At 71.9% G+C, this 23115-nt stretch carries 14 protein-coding genes; 9 read left to right on the plus strand and 5 right to left on the minus strand.

Going from position 1 to position 23115, the window contains the following annotated elements:
- Positions 1-63: 63 nt before the first annotated feature.
- The 4 genes from ACIO3R_RS07805 to ACIO3R_RS07820 are packed head-to-tail and all read right to left on the minus strand — an operon-like array spanning position 64 to position 9698.
- Entirely contained in the window at positions 64-7200 is a 7137-nt protein-coding gene (locus ACIO3R_RS07805) for an SDR family NAD(P)-dependent oxidoreductase (RefSeq protein WP_402104350.1), read from the minus strand.
- Between the two features lie 57 nt (positions 7201-7257).
- On the minus strand, positions 7258-8145 hold the full coding sequence (locus ACIO3R_RS07810) for an alpha/beta fold hydrolase (RefSeq protein ID WP_402104352.1): 888 nt from the start codon (positions 8143-8145) through the stop codon (positions 7258-7260).
- Positions 8129-8395: an acyl carrier protein gene (locus ACIO3R_RS07815; RefSeq protein WP_363028674.1), complete on the minus strand. Its 267-nt coding sequence runs from the start codon at positions 8393-8395 to the stop codon at positions 8129-8131. Before ACIO3R_RS07815 ends, ACIO3R_RS07810 begins: the two co-directional genes overlap by 17 nt.
- A gap of 10 nt (positions 8396-8405) precedes the next feature.
- Positions 8406-9698, minus strand: a complete 1293-nt coding sequence (locus tag ACIO3R_RS07820) for an NAD(P)/FAD-dependent oxidoreductase (protein ID WP_385036108.1) — start codon at positions 9696-9698, stop codon at positions 8406-8408.
- A gap of 409 nt (positions 9699-10107) precedes the next feature.
- Here ACIO3R_RS07820 and ACIO3R_RS07825 point away from each other — a divergent pair, with 409 nt between their 5' ends.
- The 3 genes from ACIO3R_RS07825 (at position 10108) to ACIO3R_RS07835 (ending at position 14551) form a co-directional block, all read left to right on the plus strand.
- Entirely contained in the window at positions 10108-10512 is a 405-nt protein-coding gene (locus tag ACIO3R_RS07825) for a DUF3291 domain-containing protein (RefSeq protein ID WP_363028670.1), read from the plus strand.
- Entirely contained in the window at positions 10512-12053 is a 1542-nt protein-coding gene (locus tag ACIO3R_RS07830; RefSeq protein WP_402104355.1) for an MFS transporter, read from the plus strand. Before ACIO3R_RS07825 ends, ACIO3R_RS07830 begins: the two co-directional genes overlap by 1 nt.
- 587 nt (positions 12054-12640) lie before the next feature.
- Positions 12641-14551: a protease pro-enzyme activation domain-containing protein gene (locus ACIO3R_RS07835; RefSeq protein WP_385036110.1), complete on the plus strand. Its 1911-nt coding sequence runs from the start codon at positions 12641-12643 to the stop codon at positions 14549-14551.
- A 188-nt stretch (positions 14552-14739) separates the two neighbouring features.
- On the opposite strand, the gene ACIO3R_RS07840 is transcribed toward ACIO3R_RS07835, so the two are convergent.
- The gene (locus tag ACIO3R_RS07840; protein ID WP_402104358.1) at positions 14740-15813 is read right to left on the minus strand and encodes a Ku protein; all 1074 of its coding nucleotides are present in this window, start codon (positions 15811-15813) and stop codon (positions 14740-14742) included.
- A gap of 80 nt (positions 15814-15893) precedes the next feature.
- On the opposite strand from ACIO3R_RS07840, the gene ligD reads away from it, so the two are divergent.
- The 6 genes from ligD to ACIO3R_RS07870 all read left to right on the plus strand — a co-directional run bounded on the left by ligD (position 15894) and on the right by ACIO3R_RS07870 (position 23101).
- A complete protein-coding gene (gene ligD, locus ACIO3R_RS07845; protein ID WP_402104361.1) occupies positions 15894-16790 on the plus strand; it encodes a non-homologous end-joining DNA ligase in 897 nt (298 codons plus the stop codon).
- Between the two features lie 151 nt (positions 16791-16941).
- Entirely contained in the window at positions 16942-19083 is a 2142-nt protein-coding gene (locus tag ACIO3R_RS07850; protein WP_402104363.1) for a HEAT repeat domain-containing protein, read from the plus strand.
- Positions 19080-19409: a zinc-ribbon domain-containing protein gene (locus ACIO3R_RS07855; RefSeq protein WP_385036114.1), complete on the plus strand. Its 330-nt coding sequence runs from the start codon at positions 19080-19082 to the stop codon at positions 19407-19409. The genes ACIO3R_RS07850 and ACIO3R_RS07855 overlap by 4 nt, the downstream gene beginning before the upstream one ends.
- Positions 19410-19509: 100 nt before the next feature.
- On the plus strand, positions 19510-20328 hold the full coding sequence (locus ACIO3R_RS07860) for a hypothetical protein (protein WP_402104367.1): 819 nt from the start codon (positions 19510-19512) through the stop codon (positions 20326-20328).
- Complete coding sequence (locus ACIO3R_RS07865; protein ID WP_402104370.1) at positions 20325-21641, plus strand: ATP-binding protein; 1317 nt, start codon at positions 20325-20327, stop codon at positions 21639-21641. Before ACIO3R_RS07860 ends, ACIO3R_RS07865 begins: the two co-directional genes overlap by 4 nt.
- 80 nt (positions 21642-21721) lie before the next feature.
- Positions 21722-23101, plus strand: a complete 1380-nt coding sequence (locus ACIO3R_RS07870; protein ID WP_385036117.1) for an FtsW/RodA/SpoVE family cell cycle protein — start codon at positions 21722-21724, stop codon at positions 23099-23101.
- Positions 23102-23115 lie beyond the last annotated feature (14 nt).

Below are 23115 nucleotides of genomic sequence, written 5' to 3' on the forward strand. Positions count from 1 at the left end.
TGAGGGGCCTCCCGGCCGGGCGCCCGGTGAGGGGCGGGGGGAGAGGGAGCACCGGCCGGGGTGTCAGACCGAGACGGTGCCGGCGGCGACCTGCACGGGCTGCCCGAACTTGCCCTCCAGCTGCGGGTCCTCCACCACCGACACCCCGTCCATGACCTGGAGCACACGGCCCTCCCGGTCGAGTGCGGTGACCGAGCAGGTGATGCCGGTACTGACCTCCTCGACGTTCTCCACGGCGATCAGGAACTCCTGGTCGCTGGGGATCTCGGCGAAGAATCGGGTCCGGGCGATCTCCATCGGCAGGCACGCCCGGCTCCGGTGCTGCCGGACCCAGACCAGCGCGGACTGGAGCAGCAGATCGGCCAGCACCGGGCTGTGCAGCGTTCCGTGGTACGCACCGCGTGCGGGGCGCCCGTCGGTGAGCCGGGCGCTCAGCAGCAGGCCCCGCGCGTCCGAGGACAGGACGCGGCGGAGGCCGCGCAGGCTCGGTCCGTGGAAGAGCGTTCCGTTGCGGTACAGCGGTCCCGCGTCCGTTCCGCTCGCCCCGCGGGCGGTACCGGCCAGGTCCGTACGGTCCGCGAGGCCGGCGCCGGCGTCGCTCGTGACCAGGTTGGCGCCGTACGCGGGCCGGCTCTGCCCGGCACCGTCCACGGCGGACGCCAGGACGTCCACCGTGTCGGGCCGGGAGTCGCGGCCCGGCTCCAGGAACAGCCGCAGCCGCGAGGGGGCTTCGCCCTCTCCGTCCAGGACGACTCCCTTGAAGACCCGGAAGCCGCTCACCTCGGTGACCGTCTTCCCGCTCGCCGTCTCGGCCGCGCCGATCAGGGCGCCGAGCGCCGCGGTGGCGGGCAGCACCTTCCTGCCGTCGATCGTGTGGTCGCTCAGCAGGGTGTCTGCCGCCAGTTCCGCCAGATCGCGGTCCGCGAGCAGCGAGACCGGGGTGCCCGGTCCGGCGGCGGGCGGGGCGGACAGCGGCTTCAGCGGACCGGCGACGATGACCGTGTCGTGGCCGCGCGCCGCGGTGAACTGCTCCGCGAAGATGCCGGCCCCGGTCCGTACCGGGACCAGCTCCACACCGCGCGAGGCGAACATCCTGCGCAGGTCGTCGGTGACCATCCCGCCGTCCCAGGCACCCCAGTTGACCGAGGTGACCCGAGCCGAGGGCAGTTCGTGCTTCAGCCGGACGGCGAGCCGGTTGAGCGCCTCGTTGGCGACCGCGTAGTCCGACTGGCCCCGGTTGCCGAAGAAGCCGGCGACGGAGGAGAAGAACACCAGGTGCCGCAGGTTCGCGGTGCCGCGCAGCGCGTCCAGCACATGGCCGAGGCCGAGGATCTTCGTCCCCAGGACGCGGTGGACCTCCTCCGCGGTCTTCTCCACGATCAGCCGGTCGGCCAGCACACCGGCGCCGTGCACCACTCCGGTGACCCGGCCCGCGTACGGTGCCAGCGCGGCCCGTACGGCGGCGGCGTCGGTGATGTCGACGACGACGTACTCGACGGTGGCGCCGCTCGCCCGCAGCCGCCGGAGGTTCTCGGTGATCTCCCGGCTGCCGGTCACCTCCCGGTAGACCGCCTCGACCCCGCGCGGGGTGGGCTTCTCGCCGGTGGCGGCGATCCGCTTGGCGATCGCGCCCTTCAGCCCGGCGCCTTCCAGTCCGGCCGCCCAGCCGGGCTCCGGCGTCACCTCGCTGCGGCCCAGGAGCAGCAGCCCCGCCGGCCGTGCGTCGACCAGCGCCTGGAGGCAGTCCGCCGTGATGCCGCGGGCTCCGCCGGTGACCACGAGCAGGTCACTGGCATCGATCTCGGGCACGACGGCCAGGTGCCCGGCGGGGGCCTCGGCCGAGGGGACGACCGTGCGGCGCCCGTGGGCGTCGTGGGCGACGTCCGCGAGGTCGGTGGCCAGGTCGCCTATCTCGCCCAGGAAGCGGTCGGCGACCGTCCGGTCGTCCAGACCCGGTGCGAAGTCGACGGTACGGGTGAAGAGTTCCGGGACCTCGATCCCCAGCGTCTTCACCAGTCCGGAGACCCCGCCCAGCAGCGACGACCCGGACTCGCTCCCCCGGTAGCCGTTGGCCCCGTCGAGCTGGGTCAGGGCCACGAAGCCGGCTCTGTTGCCGGCGGCGGCGGCCGCCTTCAGCGCGGGCTGTGTCTGCTTCGCCACGAGTACGGTGTGCGCCAGCCGCTGTGCCGCGTCGGCCCACTCCTGTCCGGTGGCGGCCACCAGCTGCACGACGAGGTCGATGCGCGTGGTGGTCACGGCACGGGCCAGCTCGGCCGCGTCCCATGTCCGCAGCTGCTGCACCGAGTCGGCGGCCTCCGTGGTCGCCACCTCTCCGGGCAGCCCCACGACCTCGACCCGCCAGCCGTCGGCACGCAGCGCACCGATCACCGGCCCGGCCAGCGCCGACCCGTCGTCCACGACGAGCGCGGTCCGGTGGTCCGCGTAGGCCTCCACGACCCGGTAGGGCGCGGGCAGTTCCCGCACCGAGGCGAAGGTCCGCCCGACACCGGGAGCACTCGGGTAGTCGACCACCAGGGGCGCCTGGGAAGCGGCGGGGGCGGGGGCGCTCGCGGTGGGAGCGGCGGGGGCTGGTGCGGAGGCGGGTGCGGAGGCGGGTGCGGAGGCAGCGCTCAGGAAGCCGGCGACGTCGTCGAGGGTACGCAGCTCACCGAGGCGTTCCGGGTCGACGTCACCCGACACGGGGAACCGCTCCTGCAACGCACCCAGGATCTGGACCCGCTTGATCGAATCGATCCCGAGATCCGCCTCAAGATCCATCCCCGGCTCCAGCATCTCCGCCGGATAACCCGTCTTCTCCGCCACCACTCCGAGGAGTGCTTCCAGCACCGCAGCGTCAACAGCCGCAGCAGCAGGCTCCTCGACTGCGACCGGAGCAACCTCCACCGGAACAGGGGCGGGGGCAGAAGCGGCCGGTGCGGAAGCCGAGCTCAGGAAGCCGGCGACGTCGTCGAGGGTACGCAGCTCACCGAGGCGTTCCGGGTCGACGTCACCCGACACGGGGAACCGCTCCTGCAACGCACCCAGGATCTGCACCCGCTTGATCGAGTCAATCCCGAGGTCCGCCTCAAGATCCATGCCGGGCTCCAGCATCTCCGCCGGATAACCCGTCTTCTCCGCCACCACTCCGAGGAGTGCTTCCAGTACCGCGCCGTCAACGGCCGCGGGGGCAGGCTCCTCGACTGCGACCGGAGCAACCTCCGCCGGAACAGGCGCAGGGGCAGGGGCGGGGGCGGGGGCAGAAGCGGCCGGTGCGGAAGCCGAGCTCAAGAAGCCCGCCACGTCGTCCAGCGTCCGCAGCTCACCCAACCGCTCCGGGTCCACATCACCCGACACCGGGAACCGCTCCTGCAACGCACCCAGGATCTGCACCCGCTTGATCGAATCGATCCCGAGGTCCGCCTCAAGATCCATCCCCGGCTCCAGCATCTCCGCCGGATAACCCGTCTTCTCCGCCACCACTCCGAGGAGAGCTTCCAGCACAGCGCCGTCAACAGCCACAGCAGCAGGCTCCTCGACTGCGACCGGAGCAACCTCCACCAGAACAGGCGCAGAAACAACAGCGGGCACAACAGCGGGTACGGGAGCGGCAGCAGCGGGCGCGGAAGCCGAGCTCAGGAAGCCCGCCACGTCGTCCAGCGTCCGCAGCTCACCCAACCGCTCCGGGTCCACATCACCCGACACCGGGAACCGCTCCTGCAACGCACCCAGGATCTGAACCCGCTTGATCGAGTCAATCCCGAGATCCGCCTCAAGATCCATCCCCGGCTCCAGCATCTCCGCCGGATAACCCGTCTTCTCCGCCACCACACCCAACAGCGCCTCCAACACCGCAGCGTCAACAGCCACAGCAGCAGGAGCGACGGGAGCGGCAGGAGCGGCAGGAGCGGCAGGAGCAGAAGCAGCGACAGACTCCTCGACCACAACCGGAGCAACCTCCACCGGAGTAACTGGAGCCACCGGGACCACCGCCGGAGCGGCCGGAACCACCGGAGCAACCGCCACCGGAGCAACCGCCGCCGGAGCCGGCGCAGCCTCCGCCGGGGTCTCCTCCGTGCCTCGCAGGGCGTCGATCAGCAGCCGGGTGGCCCGCTCGTGGCTGGAGGCGATGGACGTGCCGTGCTCCTGGATCAGGCGCAGGGCGGCGTCCGTGTCCGGGTGGGCGCCGGAGCGGACCGAGTCCTCCAGGGACTGGACCGCCTGCTGGATCGTCGTGACGTGCGCGTCGAGGATCTCCGCCTGAAGGCCGAGCCCCTCCCGCACGACGTCGCTAAGCTCGGCATCGGCGGGGGCGACGGCGGCCGGAGCCGCTGCCGGGACCGCAGCCGCGGCCGGCTGTGTCACCGTGGGCTCGGCCAGGGCTTCCTCGTACGCCGAACGGCGCGCGTCCGTCACGTAGTTGATGCCGCGCAGCGGGATCGTGAGGCCCTTGCGGACCGGTACGACCAGCTCCGGCTCCGTGTGGTCGTCGATGCCCGTGACCGGCAGGCCGAGCACGGCGAGCTCGACGACCGCCCGCTTGAGGGCCACCTCGCTGTCCTTGGCGGGGCCGCCGTCGACCGCGAGCGACACGACGTCGTCACGGCCCTCCAGGATGCGGCCGATGAGGTCCGACAGCACCCGCTTGGGCCCGAACTCGACGAAGACGCGGTACCCGTCGGCATACATCTGCTCGATGCGGGCGGCGAAGTCGACGGGCTGGAGGAGCTGGTCGACGAGGGTGCGGCCGTTGGCGGCCGGGTCGGTGCCGTACGTCGCGCCCGCGGTGTTGGCGTACACGGGGACGGTCGGGGTTCCGAGTCCGACGCGGTCGACGGCCTCGCGGAAGGCGTCCGCGGCGTGGGCGACGAAGCGTGTGTGGAACGCGGCGGAGACCGGGAGGCGCCTGGCGTGGACGCCGCGGCCCGAGGCGTCGGCCACCAGGCGGTCGATCTCGGCGGTGGGGCCGCCGACGACGATCTGGCCGGGGGCGTTGATGTTGCAGACGCTCACGTCGCGGTAGCCGGCGACGAGCTCCTGGACGGCGGCCTGTTCGGCACGGATCGCGGCCATGGCGCCCGGGTCGAAGCCGGTCGCGCCGGCGGGCGGGGCCATGGCGAGGCCGCGGGCGCGGGCGAGTTCGGCGAACCGGTCGTCGTCCAGCGCGCCCGCCGCCCAGAGGGCGGTGAGTTCGCCGAAGGAGTGGCCGATCGTGCCGTCGGGGGTGAAGCCGAGCTTCTTGAACCACGCGAACTGGCCCGCCGACAGCGCGCCGATCGCGGGCTGCGCAAACTCCGTGCGGCGCAGCCGCTCCTCCTGCTCCTTGCGCACCTCGTCGGTGAACGCGGGCGGCGGGAAGACGGTCCTGCCGAGGGTCTCGGCGCCGCCGGTGAGCTGGTTGGCCTTGTCGTAGGCCGCGAGCACCGAGGGGAGGGTCAGGGCGGCGCGGCGGCCCATGCCGACGTACTGGCTGCCCTGGCCGGCAAAGACGGCGGCCGTCCTCGCGCCCTGGGGCAGGGCGGCGCGGCGGTAGGTGATGCCCTTGGGGTGCTGCCAGGACGTGGCGTCCGGCTTGGCGCGCAGCAGCCCCACGGCCACGGTGCGCAGCTCCTCGAACTCCTCGTCGTCGCGGGCCACGATGCCGACGCGCGCGTCGCCCGCCGGGACCCAGCCGACCGGGTCGGCCGCGGTGCCGCGCTCCAGGGAGCGGGCGAGGGCCTCGGGGTCGGCGGCGTGCCAGATGCCGGTGCGGGCGGTCGGGCCGAGCACCTTGGGCGCCTCCGCGCCGTCGTGCTCCTCCAGCACCATGTGGAAGTTGGTGCCGCCGAAGCCGAACGAGGAGACGGCGGCGCGGCGCCGGTCGCGGGCCGGGTCGAGGACCCAGGGGCGGGCCTCGGAGCTCACGTAGAAGGGGGTGCTCGCCGGGTCGACGGCCTCGCTGGGCTTGTCGACGTTGATGGTGGGCGGCAGGACCTTCTGGTGCAGGGCGAGGGACAGCTTGATCAGGCCGGCCGCGCCGGCGGCGGCCTTGGTGTGGCCGATCTGCGACTTCACGCTGCCGACGGCCGCGTAGCCCAGGTCAGCGGGTGCGTCCTCCGCCTGGTCACCGGTGACGAAGGAGCCGAGCGCGGACAGTTCGGTGTGGTCGCCGACCGCGGTGCCGGTGCCGTGGGCCTCGAACAGCTCGATGGCGCCGACGGGCAGGGCCGCGTCCTCGTACGCGCGGCGCAGCGCGAGCTGCTGTCCTTCGGCGCGCGGGGCGTAGATGCTCTTGAAGCGGCCGTCGCTGGAGGTTCCGATGCCCCGCAGTACGGAGTAGATGCGGTCGCCGTCGCGCTCCGCGTCGGCGAGCCGCTTGAGGGCGAGCATGCCGATGCCCTCGCCGATCAGTGTGCCGTCCGCCGAGGCGTCGAAGGGCCGGATGACCTGGCTCTTCGAGAACGCCGGGGTCTTGCTGAAGCACATGTACATGAGGATGGTGTTCTCGGCGTCGCAGCCGCCGGTGAGCATGAGGTCGGCGCGGCCCTCGATGAGCTCGCTGACGGCGAGCTTGGTCGCGGCGAGGGAGCTGGCGCACGCGGCGTCGACGGTGCAGTTGGTGCCGCCGAGGTCGAAGCGGTTGGCGATGCGTCCGGCGACGACGTTGCCGAGCATCCCGGGGAAGGAGTTCTCCTCCCAGGGGATGTACGCCTTCTTGAAGCGGCGCGCGATCTCGTCCGCGTCGGCCTCGCTCAGTCCGACGCTGCGCACGACCTCCTTGATGACCGGGGTCTGGAGGCGTGCGGAGAGCGGCTGTGTGAGGGAGTTGGCCCCGGTCACGCCGAGGATGACACCGGTGCGCGAGGGGTCGTACCAGCCCGAGCCCTCGGTTCCGGCGTCGCGCAGCACATCGCGGGCGACGGTCAGGGAGAGCAGCTGGAGGATGTCGGTGACCTCCAGGGTGTTCGGCGGCAGGCCGAACTCCATGGGGTTGAACGGGGTCTCCGGGAGGAAGCCACCGCGCCGGGCGTAGGTCTTGTCCTCGGCGGTGGGGTCCGGGTCGTAGTAGTCGTCGGTGTTCCAGTGGCTGGACGGAACGTCCTCGATGCAGTCGTTCCCGTCCACGATGTTGCGCCAGAACTCGCGCACGTTACGGGACTTGGGGAACAGGCCGGCCAGCCCGACGATGGCGATGGGGGTTTCGGCCAGACGTGAGTAGTGCACGACGGTCCTCTCGGTCAGATGCGCCGGGTGGCGGGGCAGCGCTGGTGCGGTGGTCGGTCAGGCGACGGCGGAATCGGCCGGCCGTCCGGACAGCACGGCTGCGGTACGCGGGTCCTGGAGCATCGTGTAGTGATCGCCCGCGACCGCCAGCCGTCGTACGGGGCGGTTGCTGAGCTGGCTCCAGCCGAGGTCGCCGCTGTCAGGGAGCAGCGACCGTTCGGGCTTGACGAGGGTGATCGACCGGTCCAGCGCGGCCGGTTCGTACGGGGCGGTGCAGCGGTTGTTGCGGGTCAGGCCGCCGTGGTAGGCGGTGTACAGCTTCCGCAGTCCGGCGAGTTCGGTGTCGGCGGGCAGCAGGCCCTGGGCGGTGGCCGCCGCGAGTACGGCGGGCAGTCCGTCCTCGGCCGCCGCGACCAAAGGCACGCTCACGGTGAACGGGCGGTCCCGTTTGGCGCCGAGGTACATCGCGAACCAGTCGAGCAGCATCCGGGGTTCCAGCACCTCGTCGGTGCGTTTGAAGGCGGGTACCGGTGCGATGCTGTCGAGCAGGACGAGCTCGTCCAGCTGCCCGGCGCGGCCCTCGGCTTCGAGCCGGGCGGCGATCTCGAAGGCCACCACGCCGCCGAAGGACCAGCCGACCAGCGAGAACGGCGCGTCGCCGGGTGCCGACGCGTCGATCTCGGCGAGGCAGCGGCCGGCCAGTTCGGTCACGGTGGCGGGTTCGGCCCGGGGGTCGAAGGCCGCCGTGAAGAAGGCCGGGATGTTGCCCAGGTCGAGCAGGGACAGTGCAGTGTCCGCCGGCAGCCGCTCGGCGAACGGCTGCCAGGCGGCGGGCGCCAGCGCCCCCGGGTGGACGGCGTAGAGCCGGCGGGCCGCCCCGGTGTCCGGGGAGGTCAGCGGGGTCAGTACCGGGCGGCCGGCGGAGGGGTCAGGCCGCTTCGGCATGGCGGGCGTTCTCCTCGGCTATGTGCTCGGACAGGGCGGCGATGGTCGGGTGGTACCAGAGCGCCGTCGCCTCCAGTTCGAAGCCGAGCCACTTCTCCAGTTCGCCGGCGAGAATCAGTGCCTCGGTGGAGTCGAGGTCGAATTCGTCGAAGTAGCGCTCGACGTCGACCAGGTCCTTCTCCACACCGAGCCGGACGGCGAGCTTCTCGACCAGCCAGGCCTGTGCTTCCAGAGCGGTGACACGCTGCATGGGAGTTCCCTCACTTCTTGATGTCGCGGGCAATGGACTCGGCGGCCTTGAGCCCCGAGACGTATCCGGCTTCGTGCGAGCCGATCAGGTCGTGGCCGATCTTCGGGGAGTGGAAGTACGATCCGGCGAGCTTGACCCGCCCCGTGTCGTTGACCGCGTAGATGGTGCGCTGCATGGAGCGCACGTCGAGGTCGATGATCGGGTGGGTGAAGGGGAGCTCGCGGATGACCGTCTCCTCGCGCGGGACGATCGGGGAGTCGAGGGTCACGAAGTAGTCCTTCCGGGCGGTGAAGCCCTGGAGGGAGTTCATGTAGTACGCGACCCAGGTGCGCGGGGTGCCGTCGACGGTCTTGAGCCCGTAGTTCCAGCTCTGCCAGCGGGAGCGGTCCGGCGGCATGCTGGAGGGGTCGGTGTGCAGGACCGCCTTGGTGGAGCTGTAGCGGACCTTGCCCAGGATGTCGGCCTGGAGCGGGGTGGGGCTGTCCAGGAGGGCCAGTGTCTGGTCGGCGTGCGAGGCGACGACCGCGTAGTCGTAGCGCTCCTCGCCGTCGGCCGTGGTGACGACGACTCCGGCGTTCTCACCGTCCTCCTCGCGGATGCGGGTGACGGGGCTGGAGGTGCGCACCGTGCCGTTGAGAGCTCCGACGACGCGGCGGACGTACTCGATGCTGCCGCCGGAGACGGTCTTCCAGGCGACGGAGCGGCCGCCGAGGCCGCCGGGGTCGTGCGACATGAAGAAGGCGATGACGGTGGTGGCCGGCATTTCCCAGATCAGTTCGGCGGGCACCGACCAGACGGCGGTGGCGAGCAGCACGACGTATCCGTACTTGAAGGCGTCGGAGTAGCCGCCCCGGTCCAGGTACTCGCCGAGCGCCATGTCGGTGCGCTTGCGCAGGAAGTCGCGGGGCGCCTCCTTGTGGAAGCGTTCCGCGTCCCGCCACAGCGGCATGAAATCGGCCGGGTAGCGCCGGGCGATCTCCTCCTCGGCGAGCTCGAACTCGGCGGTGCCGTAGTCGAGTCCGCGGTCGAGGTCGAAGAAGTCGAAGCCGCCGGTGTGGTCCAGCGCGGTGGCCCCCACCTCCTGGAAGAAGGAGGTCAGCTGGGGGTACGTACGGGAGTTGAAGACCACGAAGGCGGTGTCGATCCCGATGGTGCCGCCGTCCTCCTCGACCTCCACGGTCAGGGCGTGCCCACCGGGCCGGTTCTCCTTCTCGTACACGGTGACATCGACATCGTCCGGCAGATGGTAGGCGGCGGAAAGGCCGGATATACCGGCTCCGATCACGGCGACACGAGTTGTCATGAAGGGTGGCCCCTCGGGTTCGGGCAGTTCTCCGGAAAGGGAAGGAGTCGCTAGGGTGCGACGGCCGCTGGAGCGCGGAGGGCTAACCCTCTTCAAGCATGTGGTCGTTGGTTCACCGCTCCGATTGAGCCGCGGGCTGCGACGTGCAAGGAAAGTAATTCGGGCCGTGCCGGAGGGTCAAACACCGCATCGCCGAACATGCGCGTTCCATCGAATTCATCGATGGCCCGCAAAGGCGGTGTCCGGATCAACGGGTACCGGACACCAGGGGCACGAACAGGCCAACCCCGCCACTCCGGAGCGGTTGCGCACCACCACATGTCCGGATCGCCGTCGCGCGTGTCTCATGTGGGTAGCGGGTATTCCCTGCTGTGATCACGCGCCCCACGCCGAAGAGGAGATATCCCCCATGCCCACCATTCCCTGGATGCCCGGGGCCGCTGCCACCGAGTCCCCCGACTCCGGCGAGGCCGTGGTCATGGCATCGAAGTTCGAGGTCAAGTCGCTGCTCAGCGTGCCGCGGTTCTTCCTGCTGTCGCTGGTGGTGTGGAAGCAGGTCCGTTCCGCACCCGGCACCATCGGCGCGTCGCTGCGCGCCGAACCGTTCAAGAAGACGTTCTGGACCCTGTCCGCGTGGCAGGACCAGGAGTCGCTGGAGACCTTCTCCCGCAGCGACCCGCACGCGAAGGTGGTCGCGAAGCTGCGGCCGACGATGGACCGCTCGACGTTCGTCTTCTACGGTGCCGCCCGGAGCGAGCTCCCGCTGTCGTGGGACGACGCCGCGCTGCGCATCGCCGAGAAGCGGGGCAAGTGATGAGCGCGGAGACGGAGACGACGGCCGCCGCCGCGCCCGCGAAGCCGGTCATCCCGCACGGCAAGCTGATCCTGACCGCCGCGTGCCTCGGTCTGTTCATGTCGTTCATCGAGGTGACGTCGGCGATCTCGACGCTGCGCGCCCTTCAGGTCGACATGAACATCGCCCCGGCGGACCTGAGCTGGGTGTCGAGCACGTACACCCTGGTCGTGGCGGCGTGCGTGCTGTCGGGCGGGGCCCTGGGCGAACGGTACGGACGGCGCCGGGTGTTCGTCATCGGCGTGGTCACACTCGCGGTCGGCTCGCTGATCGTGGCGACGGCGGGCACCTTCCCCCAGGTGCTCGTGGGCCGGGCGGTCAGCGGGATCGGCGGCGCGCTGGTGCTGCCGACCTCACTGGCCATCATCACCACCACGTTCTTCGTCGATCTGCCGCGCATGCTGCGGTACATCACGGTGTGGGTGTCGGTCTCCGGCATCGGTCTGGCCGTCGGCCCGCTGCTCGGCGGGGCGTTGCTGGACGCCTTCGCCTGGCAGGCGGTCTACCTGGTCAACACCCCGGTCGCCGTGGTCACGGTGGCGGTGACGCTGTACGCGGTCTCCGAGTCCAAGGTGCCGGACAGGCCGCTCGACCTGCGTGGCCAGTTCCTCTCGGTGCTGGGTCTCGGGACGCTGGTGTACGGGATCGCGACGGGCGGCCGGGCCGGCTACGACGACCCGGTCGTGCTGACCTCGCTGGTGGTCGCCGTCGTCTCGCTGTTCGCCCTGGTACGGGTGGAGCGGCAGGTGGCCGTGCCGATGCTGGACGTACGGATGATGGGCTCGATCCGGGTGTCGGCGACGCTGCTGGTGGCGGCGTCCGCGCTGTTCACGTTCGTCGGCGTGGTCTTCCTGGAGGTGCTCTTCCTCCAGCGCGTCCAGAACGTCTCCGCGCTGAGCACGGGGGTCCGGCTGCTGCCGGCCATGGTCTTCTTCGTGCTGTCGACGCTGGTGGCGCAGAAGATCTCCGGGAAGATCGGTCCCGGCCGGCTGCTGGCCGCCGGTTCGCTGATCGCGTCGGTCGCGGCGGTGCTGCTGATCCGCCAGGAGCCGGACAGCCCGTACCTGGTCACGGCCGTGGGCCTGGCGCTGGTGGGTCTGGGCAGCGGGTTCGTGGTCGCTCCGTCGACCGCGGCCGCGTTCGCGGTGGTCCAGCCCGCCCAGATGGGTTCCGCGTCGAACGCCGTCACCGCGTTCCGGCAGGTCGGTTCGGTGCTGGCGACGGCGGTGCTGGGCGCCGTGCTGGCCGTCCGCTTCGTCGGGGCGCTGCCGCAGACCCTGGCGGACAACCATGTCCCGCCGCAGATCGCCACGGCCGTGGTGGACGTGGCCCGCAGCGGCAGCAGCGGCAGCGGCCGCCCCTCGCCGCCCGGGGTGACCGATGCCATCGCCTCGGGATTCACCGCCGGTATTCACACCGGCCTGTGGGTGGTGGCCGGCGTATCGTTCGCGGCCGCCCTGCTGGCTGCCGTATTCCTCGCCCGTAAAACACCTTCCGCCTGAACGAGCAATTCCGTCCGATTCCGTCCGATTCCCTCTGAGTCCCGCTGAGTCCCTCTGACCGTGAATCAGGGATTTCCGTGGCGGCCGGAAATCCCCGGGAAAGGATTCACGGTTCTCCGCGGAGCCCGATTTCATTCCGCTCGCCGCCCGCAACCGGACGCGGAAAGGGAATGGTTCGGGAGAGGCGAGGGAAAGCGGGAGCGGAGCACAGGGGTTTCGGCTTCCGCGCCGGCCTCTGACAGCCCGGGAGTCCGGCAGGCCGTCAGCCGGTCCGGCCGTGCGGCCGCCCGGCCACTCGGAGAGCTTCCGCCCAGCCGCCCAGCCCCCGGCCGCCCGTCCGGAGCTTCCCGGATCTACCGGGAGCCTTCGGCCGGGGGGTCCGATCCCCGGCGATTCGACGCGAACCGACCTCTACGCGCGTTCACTTGGCCGATTCTTGGGAAACGCATGCCCCCTACATGAGGCGTTCCTCGCCAGAGTGGCGGATTACATGTGCACATCATTCGGCACATGCTCCGCACGCGAGACCCACATCGCAGGGGGTTACTTTGAGAATCAGCCGCGCCGGACGACGCGCCGGCCTGAGCATGGCAGTGACACTGCCACTGCTCGCCGGTGCGCTCGCCCTCGGGATACCCAACGCAAGCGCCGACTCCGCACCGGTCGGCCGGGGCGCGCTCCAGGGCACCAAGCCCGCCTGGGCCACCGCCACGGCCGACCGGGGGGCCACGTCCGACAGCGGAAAGGTCGCCGTCCGGGTCCACCTCACCGGACGGGACGCGAAGGGGCTGGCCGCCTACGCGGCCGCCGTCTCCGACCCGCGGTCGCCGTCGTACGGGAAGTACCTGAGCGCCGCGCAGGCGCAGGCGCGGTTCGGGGCCACCCAGCAGCAGATCGACCGGGTCAGCCAGTGGCTGAAGTCCGCCGGGCTGACCGTCACCGGCGCCAACCAGCACTACGTGTCGGCGACCGGTGAAGTGGCCAGGACCGAGAAGGCGTTCAGTACCCAGCTGCGCGACTACCGCAAGGGCAGCCACACCTACCGCGCCCCGGCCTCCACCGCATCGGTGCCGGCCGCGCTGAGCGGCGACGTGCTCGCCGTCTCCGGCCTGGACAACGCCCCGCACAAGTCCAGCCACGACGAGGTGCTGCCGCCGCCGGACGCGGTGTTCCGCAACTCCGGCCCGACCTCCTCGTACTTCGGCTCGAAGACCGCCTCCACCCTGCCGAGCGCCTACGGCTCCAAGGTGCCGTACGCGGTCAAGGGCTACACCGGCAAGCAGCTGCGCGCCGCGTACGGGGCCGGGGACTACACCGGCAAGGGCGTGACCGTCGCCATCACCGACGCGTACGCCTCCCCCACCATCGCCCAGGACGCCGCCGAGTACGCCAAGCGCAACGGCGACGCGCGGTACAGGCGCGGGCAGCTCAGCCAGGTGCTGCCGGACGACTACACGAAGACCGAGGAGTGCGGGGCCTCGGGCTGGTACGGCGAGGAGACCCTCGACGTCGAGGCCGTGCACGCCGTCGCGCCCGCCGCGGACATCGTGTACGTGGGCGGCGCGTCCTGCTACGACGACGACCTGCTGGACTCGCTGAACAAGGTCGTCGACCACCGGCTCGCGGACATCGTCTCCAACTCGTGGGGCGACGTCGAGGCGAACCAGACCCCTGATCTGGCGCTCGCCTACGACCAGGTGTTCAAGATGGGCGCGATCGAGGGCATCGGCTTCTACTTCTCCTCCGGTGACGACGGCGACAACGTCGCGTCCACCGGCACCAAGCAGATCGACGTCCCGTCGAACTCCGCCTGGGTGACCTCGGTCGGCGGTACGTCGCTGGCCGTCGGCAAGCACGACACCTACAAGTGGGAGACCGGCTGGGGGACCACGAACGCTCCCCTGGCGGCGGACGGCAAGAGCTGGACCGGCTTCCCCGGCGCGTACACCTCGGGCGCGGGCGGCGGCACCAGCTCGACCGTGAAGCAGCCGTTCTACCAGCGCGGCATCGTGCCGGACTCGCTGGCGAAGGCGAACGGGAAGACCCGGATGCGCACGGCCCCCGACCTCGCGGCCGTGGCTGACCCGAACACCGGCTTCCTCGTCGGCCAGACCCAGACGATGCCCGACGGATCGCTGGGCTACGACGAGTACCGCATCGGCGGCACGTCGCTGGCGGCGCCGGTCATCGCCGGTGTCCAGGCCCTGGCGCAGCAGGCGCAGCACGGCCGGCCCATCGGTTTCGCCAACCCGGCGATCTACGCCCGCTACCAGTCGAAGGTGTACCACGACGTGACGGACCACCCGCTGGGCAAGGGCCACGACCTGGCCGTCGCCCGGGTGGACTTCGCCAACGGGTACGACGCGGCGGACGGCCTGCTGACCTCGGTGCGGAGCCTGGGCAAGGACGCCTCGCTGTCGGCGGTGCGGGGCTACGACGACGTGACGGGTGTCGGCACCCCGGCGCCCGGATATGTGAGCTCCTACCGCAGGCACTGATCCCCGGACCGGTGACGCGGCAGTACGCGGGAGCGGACCGAACGGCCGTCCCGGGGCGCGAGCCCCGTGGCGGCCGTTCGGCCGTTCCGCCTGGCCGGGTGACCGGGTGACCGGGTGACCGGGTGACCGGGTGACCGGGTGACCGGGTGACCGGGTGACCGGGTGGCCGGGTGGGACAGAAGCGGTGGTCAGGCGGAGGTGCGTCTGCGCGAGGCGCTCTTCGTGCCGGTCCGCTTCTTGGCTGTGGTCTTCTTGGCTGCGGCCTTCTTCGCCGTGGTCTTCTTCGCCGCGGACTTCTTCGCCGTGGCCCCGCTCGCTGCGGACTTGCTCGCCGCGGTCTTCTTGGCCGTGGTCCTCCCCGGCCCCGCCGTGGACTTCTTCGCGCCGGAGGCCGAGGAGCCGGACCTGCCGCCCTTGTGGTCGGCCATCGAGGTGACCTTCGCGACCGGCGCGTCCTCGCTGTCCCCCTCCCCCCGCGCCCCGCCGGCGCGGGCCTCCTTCGCGGCCCGGACGCTGCTCTCCAGGGCCGCGACCAGGTCGAGCACCTTGGCGCCGGAGTCCTCGGGCTCCGCCCGGCGCGGCACCTCACCGGAGATCTTGGCGGCGACGAGCTCCTCGACCGCCTCCCGGTAGTCGTCGCGCAGCGAGTCCATGTCGACCTCGCCGAGGGTGGCCATCAGGGCGTCGGCCAGGTCGAGTTCGGCGTCACGCACCTTCACACCGGCATCCGGTGCGACCCGTTCGGGAGCGCGGATCTCGTCCGGCCAGAGCAGCCCGTGCATCGCGATCACGTCATCGACGACCCGCAGCATCCCGAGGCGCTCGCGCCCGCGCAGCGCGTACTTCGCGACGGCGACCTTCCGGCTCCGCTTCAGCGCCTCGCGCAGCAGGATGTACGGCTTGGCGGCCGGGACCCCGTTGGCGGAGAGGTAGTAGGCCGCGTCCATCTGGAGGGGGTCGATCGAATCGGCCGGCACGAAGGCGACGATCTCGATCGTCCTGGCCGTCGGCAGCGGCAGTGAGCCGAGGTCCTCGTCGGTGATCGGGATCATCGAGCCGTCGGCGTCCTCGTAGGCCTTGCCGATCTCGGCCGCGGGCACCTCCTCCCCGTCCAGCTCGCACACCTTGCGGTAGCGGACCCGGCCGCCGTCGGTGAGGTGGATCTGCCGGAAGGAGACCGAGTGGTTCTCGGTGGCGTTGACCAGCTTGACCGGGATGCTGACCAGGCCGAAGGAGATGGCGCCGTTCCATATGGACCTCACCGGTCACCCCTTACATCCGAAACATCCGTATAGATCAGTAAAGATCAGTAAAGATCCGCTTTGCATGTGATTCTTATCGTATGACGCCGATCACAGAGGTGGAGGGGCGGCGGCTGACGCTCAGCAATCTGGACAAGGTGCTGTATCCGGCCACCGGCACCACCAAGGGCGAGGTGCTGCACTACTACGCGGCCACGGCCGCCGATGCGCTGCTGGCGCACCTGCGGGAGCGGCCCGTGTCGTTCCTGCGCTATCCGGACGGCCCGGACGGGCAGCGCTTCTTCGCCAAGAATCCGCCCCCCGGTACGCCGTCCTGGGTACGGACCGCCCCGGTGCCGCACCACGAGAACGAGGGGGCCCGGCAGATCGTCGTGGCGGATCTCGCCTCGCTGATGTGGGCGGCCAACCTGGTGGTGGAGTTCCACACCCCGCAGTGGCGGGCCGGTACGCCGGGAGTGGCCGACCGGCTGGTGTTCGACCTGGACCCCGGGGAGCCCGCGAGCGTCGTGGAGTGCTGCGAGGTCGCCCGCTGGCTGCGGGAGCGGCTGGCTGCGGACGGCCTGGAGGCGTTCGGGAAGACCTCCGGGTCCAAGGGGCTGCACCTGCTCGTCCCCCTGGAGCCCACGGCGTCCGCCCGGGTGTCGGCGTACGCGAAGGAGCTGGCCGTTCAGGCGGAGCGGGAGCTTCCGGACCTGGTCGTGCACCGGATGAAGCGGGCACTGCGGCCCGGGAAGGTACTGGTCGATTTCAGCCAGAACGCCGCGGCGAAGACGACCGCCACCCCCTACACCCTGCGCGCGAGGTCCGAACCCACCGTGTCCGCGCCCCTCACCTGGGCGGAGATCGAGGAGTGCCGCAGCCCCGGGGAGCTGGTCTTCCTCGCCGGGGACATGGCGGAGCGGCTGGGGCGGTACGGGGATCTGCTCGGACCGCTCAACGAGCCGGGCCGGGGACGTCGGATTCCGGACACGGCATAACCCCGGTCGCTCCCGCCCCGGGCATACCGCACCGCCGCCTTTGTTGTCATGCCCAAAGGCAAAAGGCCGCATGTGGCGGGTGGATTGTCGGAGCGGTGGTGCACACTCTGCGCAGACACTGCTTCGTGGTGACGCGTGGGGAGGCGATGACGTGTTCGCGGGGATCGACGAGGTCGACTGGGCCTCGATGGAGCATGCCTACGGGCCTGCCGATGATGTGCCCGGCCTGCTCCAGGGCCTCGCTTCCGCCGATCCGGCGGAGCGCGAGGGAGCGCTGGACGGGATGTACGGGGCCGTGCACCACCAGGGGGACGTCTACGCGTGCACCCTCGCCTGCATCCCCTTCCTCTTCGAGCTCGTCGTGGATCCGGCGGTCCCGGACCGCGGCGGCATCGTCGAGCTGCTCACCAGCATCGGCGGCATCGACCTCGACGAGGACGACGAGGACGAGATAGACGAGGACGAGATAGAGGGCGCGGCGAACTACGCGATGGCGGCGGCGGCCGTCACGGCGGGCGCCGGGGTGTTCTTCGCGCTGATGGCCGACGACGACCCGGGGGTGCGGGTCTCCGCCCCGCTGGCGCTGGCCACCCTGCACGGCCACCCCTCGCGGGTCCTGACGCTGCTGCGGGACCGGCTGGCGGTGGAGCCGGACGAGGAGGTGCGGCTCGCGCTGGTCGAGGCGGCGGGGCGGGTGGCGCTGCGCCACCGCCCGCTGACCGACCAGATCGCGGACTGGCTGAGCCGGCTGGCCGCGGAGGCGTATCCGCCGGGGCTGCGGCTGGCGGCATTGGCCCAGCTGGCGCGGTGCGCACCGCAGGCGCTGCCCGGCGACGTGGTGCGGGTGGTGGCGGGTCTGCTGCGGCAGCTGCGCTCCTCGCCGGTGGCCGCGGCCACGGAGCCGGGGCCGCCGCGGGCGGCCGAGGCGCACAGCGAGCCGGAGCCGGCCGGGGTCGAGGAGCGGGCCGCGCCGGCGACCCTGGTGGGGCAGTTGCGGGCACTGTCGGCCGAGGAGAGCGCGGGGCGCGCGGCGCCCTGGACGGCCGATCTGCTGCGGACCCTGCACGTCGGTCTCGACGACCGGGTCGCCGAGCGGACGGCGCTGCTGACCGATCAGCTGTGCAGCCCCGACCGCTGGCAGCGTATCGACGCGGTCCGGATGAGCAGCGGGCTGATCCGGGCCTGGCGCGGTTCCTACGGGGAGCTGGTGCGGCTGGTCGGCGAGCAGCTCGGCGCGGCGGAGCCGAGGCTGGCCGAGGCCGCCTCGCACGTCCTGGAGGAGCTGTTCGGCCTGGCCGCACCGGCCGCGGACGCGCTGGCGGCCCGGGTCGCGGCGGAGCCCGGGGCCTGGGTGAAGGAGTGGGCGAGCGGGCCGCCGGGGCTCGGCAGCGCGGTGAAGGCGCTGTCCCGGCTGGGCGACGCCCGCGCCGTGCCCGCGCTGGCCGCGGCGCTGGAGCGGCCCGAGGTGCCGCACGACGTGGGGTTCGCCATCGGCTATCTGGGCTCGGCGGCCCGTCCGCTGGCCGGTGCGCTGCGGCGCAGGCTCGGCGAGGTGGGCCTCGACGAGGGTGCGTACGACCGGGCGAGCCCGCTGCTGACCGGGCTGACCGCGCTGCGGGCGGGCGAGGCGGCACCGGAGGTGCTGCGGGTGCTGCGGGGGGCTCCGGAGTACCGCGGCGAGTGGCTGCGCACAGCGGCGCTGCGGGCGCTCGGCTCGTTCGGGCCCGCGGCGCACTGTGCCCTGCCGGAGCTGCGGGCGCTGATCCGGCGTCCCGGCACCGCGGCGGCCACGGAGGCCGCCGAGGCGCTCTGGGCGGTCGACGGGGACGCCGACGCCGTGCTGCCGGTGCTGATCGAGGGGCTTCAGGCGGAGCACGCGCACGAGCGGCGGTCGGCGGCGAGCGCGCTGGGCCGGCTCGGTGCGCGGGCGGAGGTGACCGCGCCGCGGCTGCGGGCGCTGCTGGGGCACGAGGAGCTGTGGCTGCGGGTGGACGCGGCGATCGCTCTGTGGGAGGTTTCCGGGCGGGCCAGGGAGTCCGTTCCGGTACTCCTGGCGGCCTGGGAGCAGAACCGCCACGTCAGGGTCCGGGTGGCCGGATGCCTGGCGCGGATGGGGGCCGCCGGTGCGGGGTCGGACGCGGTGCACGTGCTGCGCGCCGAGCTCGCCTCCGTCCGCCGCCACAACGCGATGGACGGCGGCTACGGCAGCCATGACACATACGAGGACGAGAAGCTGCTGGCGCTCTGCCGCCGGGCGCTCATGGGTAATTCGGGGAAGGGACCCACAACATGATCATTTTCGGTACGCGAGGCTATCTCTACCAACTGGCCGTCATGACGATGGTCTGCGGCTGGTGCGGGAATCCGTCCGCGCACACCCTGCGCAAGCGGGTCACGAAGTTCACGCTGTTCTTCGTGCCGCTGTTCCCCTTCTCGACGAAGTACGCCACCCAGTGCACGTTCTGCGGTGGTGAGCAGAAGATACCCAAGGAGCAGGCCGAGCAGCTGCTGGCCCAGCACCTGGCGTCGCAGGACGGCAACCCGTTCGGGCAGGCGCAGCAGCAGCCGGGCTTCGCCCCGGGTGCGCAGGGCCAGGGCCAGAACCCCTATCAGCACTAAATACGCATAAGAGACTTCCTTCCGAATAAGGTCTACGGAGCCGGGGCCGTGCGTGAGCCCGCGCCCGCCGGCTCGACGGACCTCGGGAACGGAGAAAGCCATGCGCCCGCAGCACCGGGGGGTGCCGCGCGTGGCGGCCCTGCTGGCCGGCGCCGCCCTGCTGGCCGGATGCGGCACCGGTGGCGGGCTGAAGAGCACCGGACCGGCCCCGGCCGCCATCGGTCCGGCCCGCCTCTGGCCGGAGCTGCCGCCCGCCTCGGCCGCTCCGTACGACTACGGCGAGGGCGAGACCGCGCACATCCCCGGCATCACGGTTCCGGGCGGCGACGTGCGCCGGCTGGACCCGGTGGCGGTGGTGCAGGCGGGGCTGAGGGCCCGCCCGGACCGCTCCAGCGGGACGGACGAACTCCCGGCCCCCACCGTCCGCGCGATCAACGCCTGCCGGACCGCGCCGCACGCATGCCCGGTGCTCGCGCCGTACTACCGTGACCTGACGGGCGACGGCCGGGACGAACTGGTCCTCGCCATCAAGCTCGCCGACCGCCAGCTCTCCGTACGGGTCTACATGCCGGAGACCGGCGGGCTGACCCGGATCATGTCCACCTCGGACGCGGTGATCAGCGTGGAGCTGGCCGGCCGGGACCTGATCATGCGGGCGCCGTCGGCCATCACCGGGTACGAGTACCGCACGGCCTGGTCCTGGGACAGCAGGCAGCGCGCCATGCTGCCCACCCAGGACGGGATCCTGCGCATGACCCCGCAGCCGAGACCCGACCGGCGGAAGTCGCCGAGCGCGCGGCCCTCCGCCCGGCCCAGCGAACTGCCCTCCGCCGCGCCGACGGCGTCGCCGCCCACCGCGCGGCCGACCGCCGCACCCACCGCGGCCCCCTCCGCCGCCGTGTCCGCGGAGCGCCGGTGAGCAGCCGGCGGCCGAGGGCCCGGTGGGACCCGCGCGGGCTGCGGACGCCCGCCTGGACCGCGTCGCTGACCTGGAAGTCCGCGGTCTTCATCACCGTGATGTGCTGTGTGCTCGCCGCCCTGCTGGGCGTGCTGGTGCACACCGCGGTCACCCGCCAGACGGTCGGTCACGCCCGCGAGAAGGCGCTGACCCGGCTGACGGACGTCACCGCCGCCTACGAGGCGGGCGAGGCGCTCCCGCCGCGCTCCGGCCTCGATCCGCCGGGGCTGCCCGAGTCGCTGCGCGCCCTGGCGGCCGGCGGGGAGCGGGGCACCGTGGTCTCCGACCACCTGGGCCGGCCGACGATGTGGGCCGCCGCCCCGGCCGACGGCCACGCGCTGGCGACACGGATCGACTACAGCCAGAGCGCCCGCACGATCAACGGCCTGGACGGGGCGATCATCGGCTCCTCCCTGCTGGCGATCGGCGCGACGCTGCTGGCCGGCGGGTTCGCCGTCACCCGGGTCACCCGGCGGCTGCACCAGACCGCCCGGGTGGCCCGCCGGATCGGGGCCGGTGATCTCGACGCCCGCGTCAACGACCCCCGGACGGCCGGCCCCTCGCGGCGGCAGGACGAGGTGGCGATCGTCGCCGGTGCGCTGGACACGATGGCCTCGGCGCTCCAGCGCAAGCTGCTGACCGAGCAGCGCTTCACCGCCGATGTGGCGCACGAGCTGCGCACCCCGCTGACCGGTCTGTCGGCCGCCGCCGAACTGCTGGCGCCCGGCCGCCCCTCCGAGCTGGTGCAGGAGCGGGTCCGGACGATGCGTGCCCTCACCGAGGACCTGCTGGAGATCTCCCGGCTCGACACCCGTACCGAGCAGGCCGATCTGGATGTGCACGAACTGGCGCCGCTCGTCGAGCGGGTGGCGTCCGCCTCGGGCGCCGACGTCACGGTCGTCCGGGACGGGCCGCCGGTCCGCGTCGAGACGGACAGGCGGCGGCTGGAGCGGGTGCTCGGCAATCTGATCAGCAACGCGCACCGGCACGGCCGCCCGCCGGTCGTCCTGACGGTCGACGGGCCGGTGGTGACCGTACGCGATCACGGCGGCGGCTTCCCGGAGTACCTGACCTCGGGAGGTCCGCAGCGCTTCCGTACCGAGGGCGGCAGCAGGGGGCACGGTCTCGGGCTGACCATCACCACCGGGCAGGCGCGGGTGATGGGCGCCCGGCTGGTCTTCGAGAACGCGGCGGACGGCGGGGCGGTGGCCAGGCTGACGCTGCCGGAGCACGAAGGCCATGAGGAGGATCCGCCGCCGGACCACCGGCCCTGACGGTCCGCCACCGGAACCCCACGAACCTCCGCACCAACACATAAGGGAAATAACCCCCACCTCTTGCTACGTTGCGTGGCATGACCGCAACGACAGCGGACGCGCCCCCGCCCGAGCTGCGCCTGCCCAAGCGGCGCGGTGTGGAACTCTCGCTCCTCGTCGGGGCCGTCCTCATCTCCGTCTACGGCTACGCCGCCGTCGGTCTGGCCAGGAACAACGCGGTCCCGCCCGATGTCGCCGGGTACGGCGGAGGCCTCGGGCTGCTCGCGCTGCTCGCCCATCTCGCCGTCCGCTTCCGCGCCCCGTACGCCGATCCGCTGCTGCTGCCCATCGCCGTCCTGCTCAACGGCCTCGGTCTGGTGCTGATCTACCGGCTCGACCTGGAGACCCCGAAGGACCAGGCGGCCCCGACCCAGTTGGTCTGGTCCACGCTCGGCGTCGCGTTCTTCATCGGGGTGGTGGTGTTCCTGCGCGACCACCGGGTGCTCCAGCGGTACGCGTACCTCTCGGTCACCGCGGCCCTCGCCCTGATGATCGTGCCGATCTTCTTCCCCGCCGTGAACGGCGCCAAGATCTGGATCAGGGTCGGCGGATTCTCCTTCCAGCCGGGCGAGTTCGCCAAGATCCTGCTCGCCGTTTTCTTCGCCGCCTACCTCGCGGCGAACCGCAACGCCCTCGCGTACACCGGCCGCAAGATCTGGAAGCTCCAGCTCCCCACCGGCCGGGTGCTCGGCCCGATCGTGGCGATCTGGCTGTTCAGCGTCGGAGTGCTGGTCCTGGAACGCGACCTGGGCACCTCGCTGCTCTTCTTCGGCCTGTTCGTGATCATGCTGTACGTGGCGACCGGCCGCACCGGCTGGATCGCCGTCGGACTGCTCCTCGCCGCCGTGGGCGCGTTCGTCGTCGGCTCCTTCGAACCGCACGTGCACAGCCGGGTGCAGGACTGGATCGACCCGTTCGCCTCCATCGACGCGGGCCGGGGGCCCGGCCAGCTCGCCCAGTCGCTGTTCGCCTTCGCGGCCGGCGGGATGCTCGGCACCGGGCTCGGGCTCGGGCACTCCATCCTCATCGGCTTCGCCGCCAAGTCCGACTTCATCCTGGCGACGGCGGGCGAGGAGCTCGGCCTGACCGGGCTGACGGCGGTCTTCATGCTGTACGCGCTGCTGGTGGCGCGCGGCTACCGGGCCGGGCTCGCCCTGCGCGACTCGTTCGGGCGGCTGCTCTCGATCGGCCTCGCCTCGATCCTGGCGCTCCAGGTGTTCGTGATCGCGGGCGGGGTGATGGGGCTGATCCCGCTGACGGGCATGGCGATGCCGTTCCTCGCCCAGGGCGGTTCGTCCGTGGTCACCAACTGGATCATCGTGGCGCTGCTGATCCGGGTCAGCGACCTGGCCCGCAGACCCCACCCCGACCAGGTGGAGACCGGAGTCATCGCGCCCATCCTGGAGGACGAGCTGTGATCCCGTACACGTCG

This window comes from Streptomyces sp. NPDC087428 (assembly GCF_044744085.1).
Lineage (GTDB): Bacteria > Actinomycetota > Actinomycetes > Streptomycetales > Streptomycetaceae > Streptomyces.

Excerpts from the sequence above, each read along its gene's own strand:
- ACIO3R_RS07810 (WP_402104352.1), bottom strand. The coding sequence starts at position 8,145 with ATGCCGAAGCGGCCTGACCCCTCCGCCGGCCGCCCGGTACTGACCCCG.
- ACIO3R_RS07815 (WP_363028674.1), bottom strand. The coding sequence starts at position 8,395 with ATGCAGCGTGTCACCGCTCTGGAAGCACAGGCCTGGCTGGTCGAGAAG.
- ACIO3R_RS07820 (WP_385036108.1), bottom strand. The coding sequence starts at position 9,698 with ATGACAACTCGTGTCGCCGTGATCGGAGCCGGTATATCCGGCCTTTCC.
- ACIO3R_RS07825 (WP_363028670.1), top strand. The coding sequence starts at position 10,108 with ATGCCCACCATTCCCTGGATGCCCGGGGCCGCTGCCACCGAGTCCCCC.
- ACIO3R_RS07830 (WP_402104355.1), top strand. The coding sequence starts at position 10,512 with ATGAGCGCGGAGACGGAGACGACGGCCGCCGCCGCGCCCGCGAAGCCG.
- ACIO3R_RS07835 (WP_385036110.1), top strand. The coding sequence starts at position 12,641 with ATGGCAGTGACACTGCCACTGCTCGCCGGTGCGCTCGCCCTCGGGATA.
- ligD (WP_402104361.1), top strand. The coding sequence starts at position 15,894 with ATGACGCCGATCACAGAGGTGGAGGGGCGGCGGCTGACGCTCAGCAAT.
- ACIO3R_RS07855 (WP_385036114.1), top strand. The coding sequence starts at position 19,080 with ATGATCATTTTCGGTACGCGAGGCTATCTCTACCAACTGGCCGTCATG.
- ACIO3R_RS07860 (WP_402104367.1), top strand. The coding sequence starts at position 19,510 with ATGCGCCCGCAGCACCGGGGGGTGCCGCGCGTGGCGGCCCTGCTGGCC.
- ACIO3R_RS07870 (WP_385036117.1), top strand. The coding sequence starts at position 21,722 with ATGACCGCAACGACAGCGGACGCGCCCCCGCCCGAGCTGCGCCTGCCC.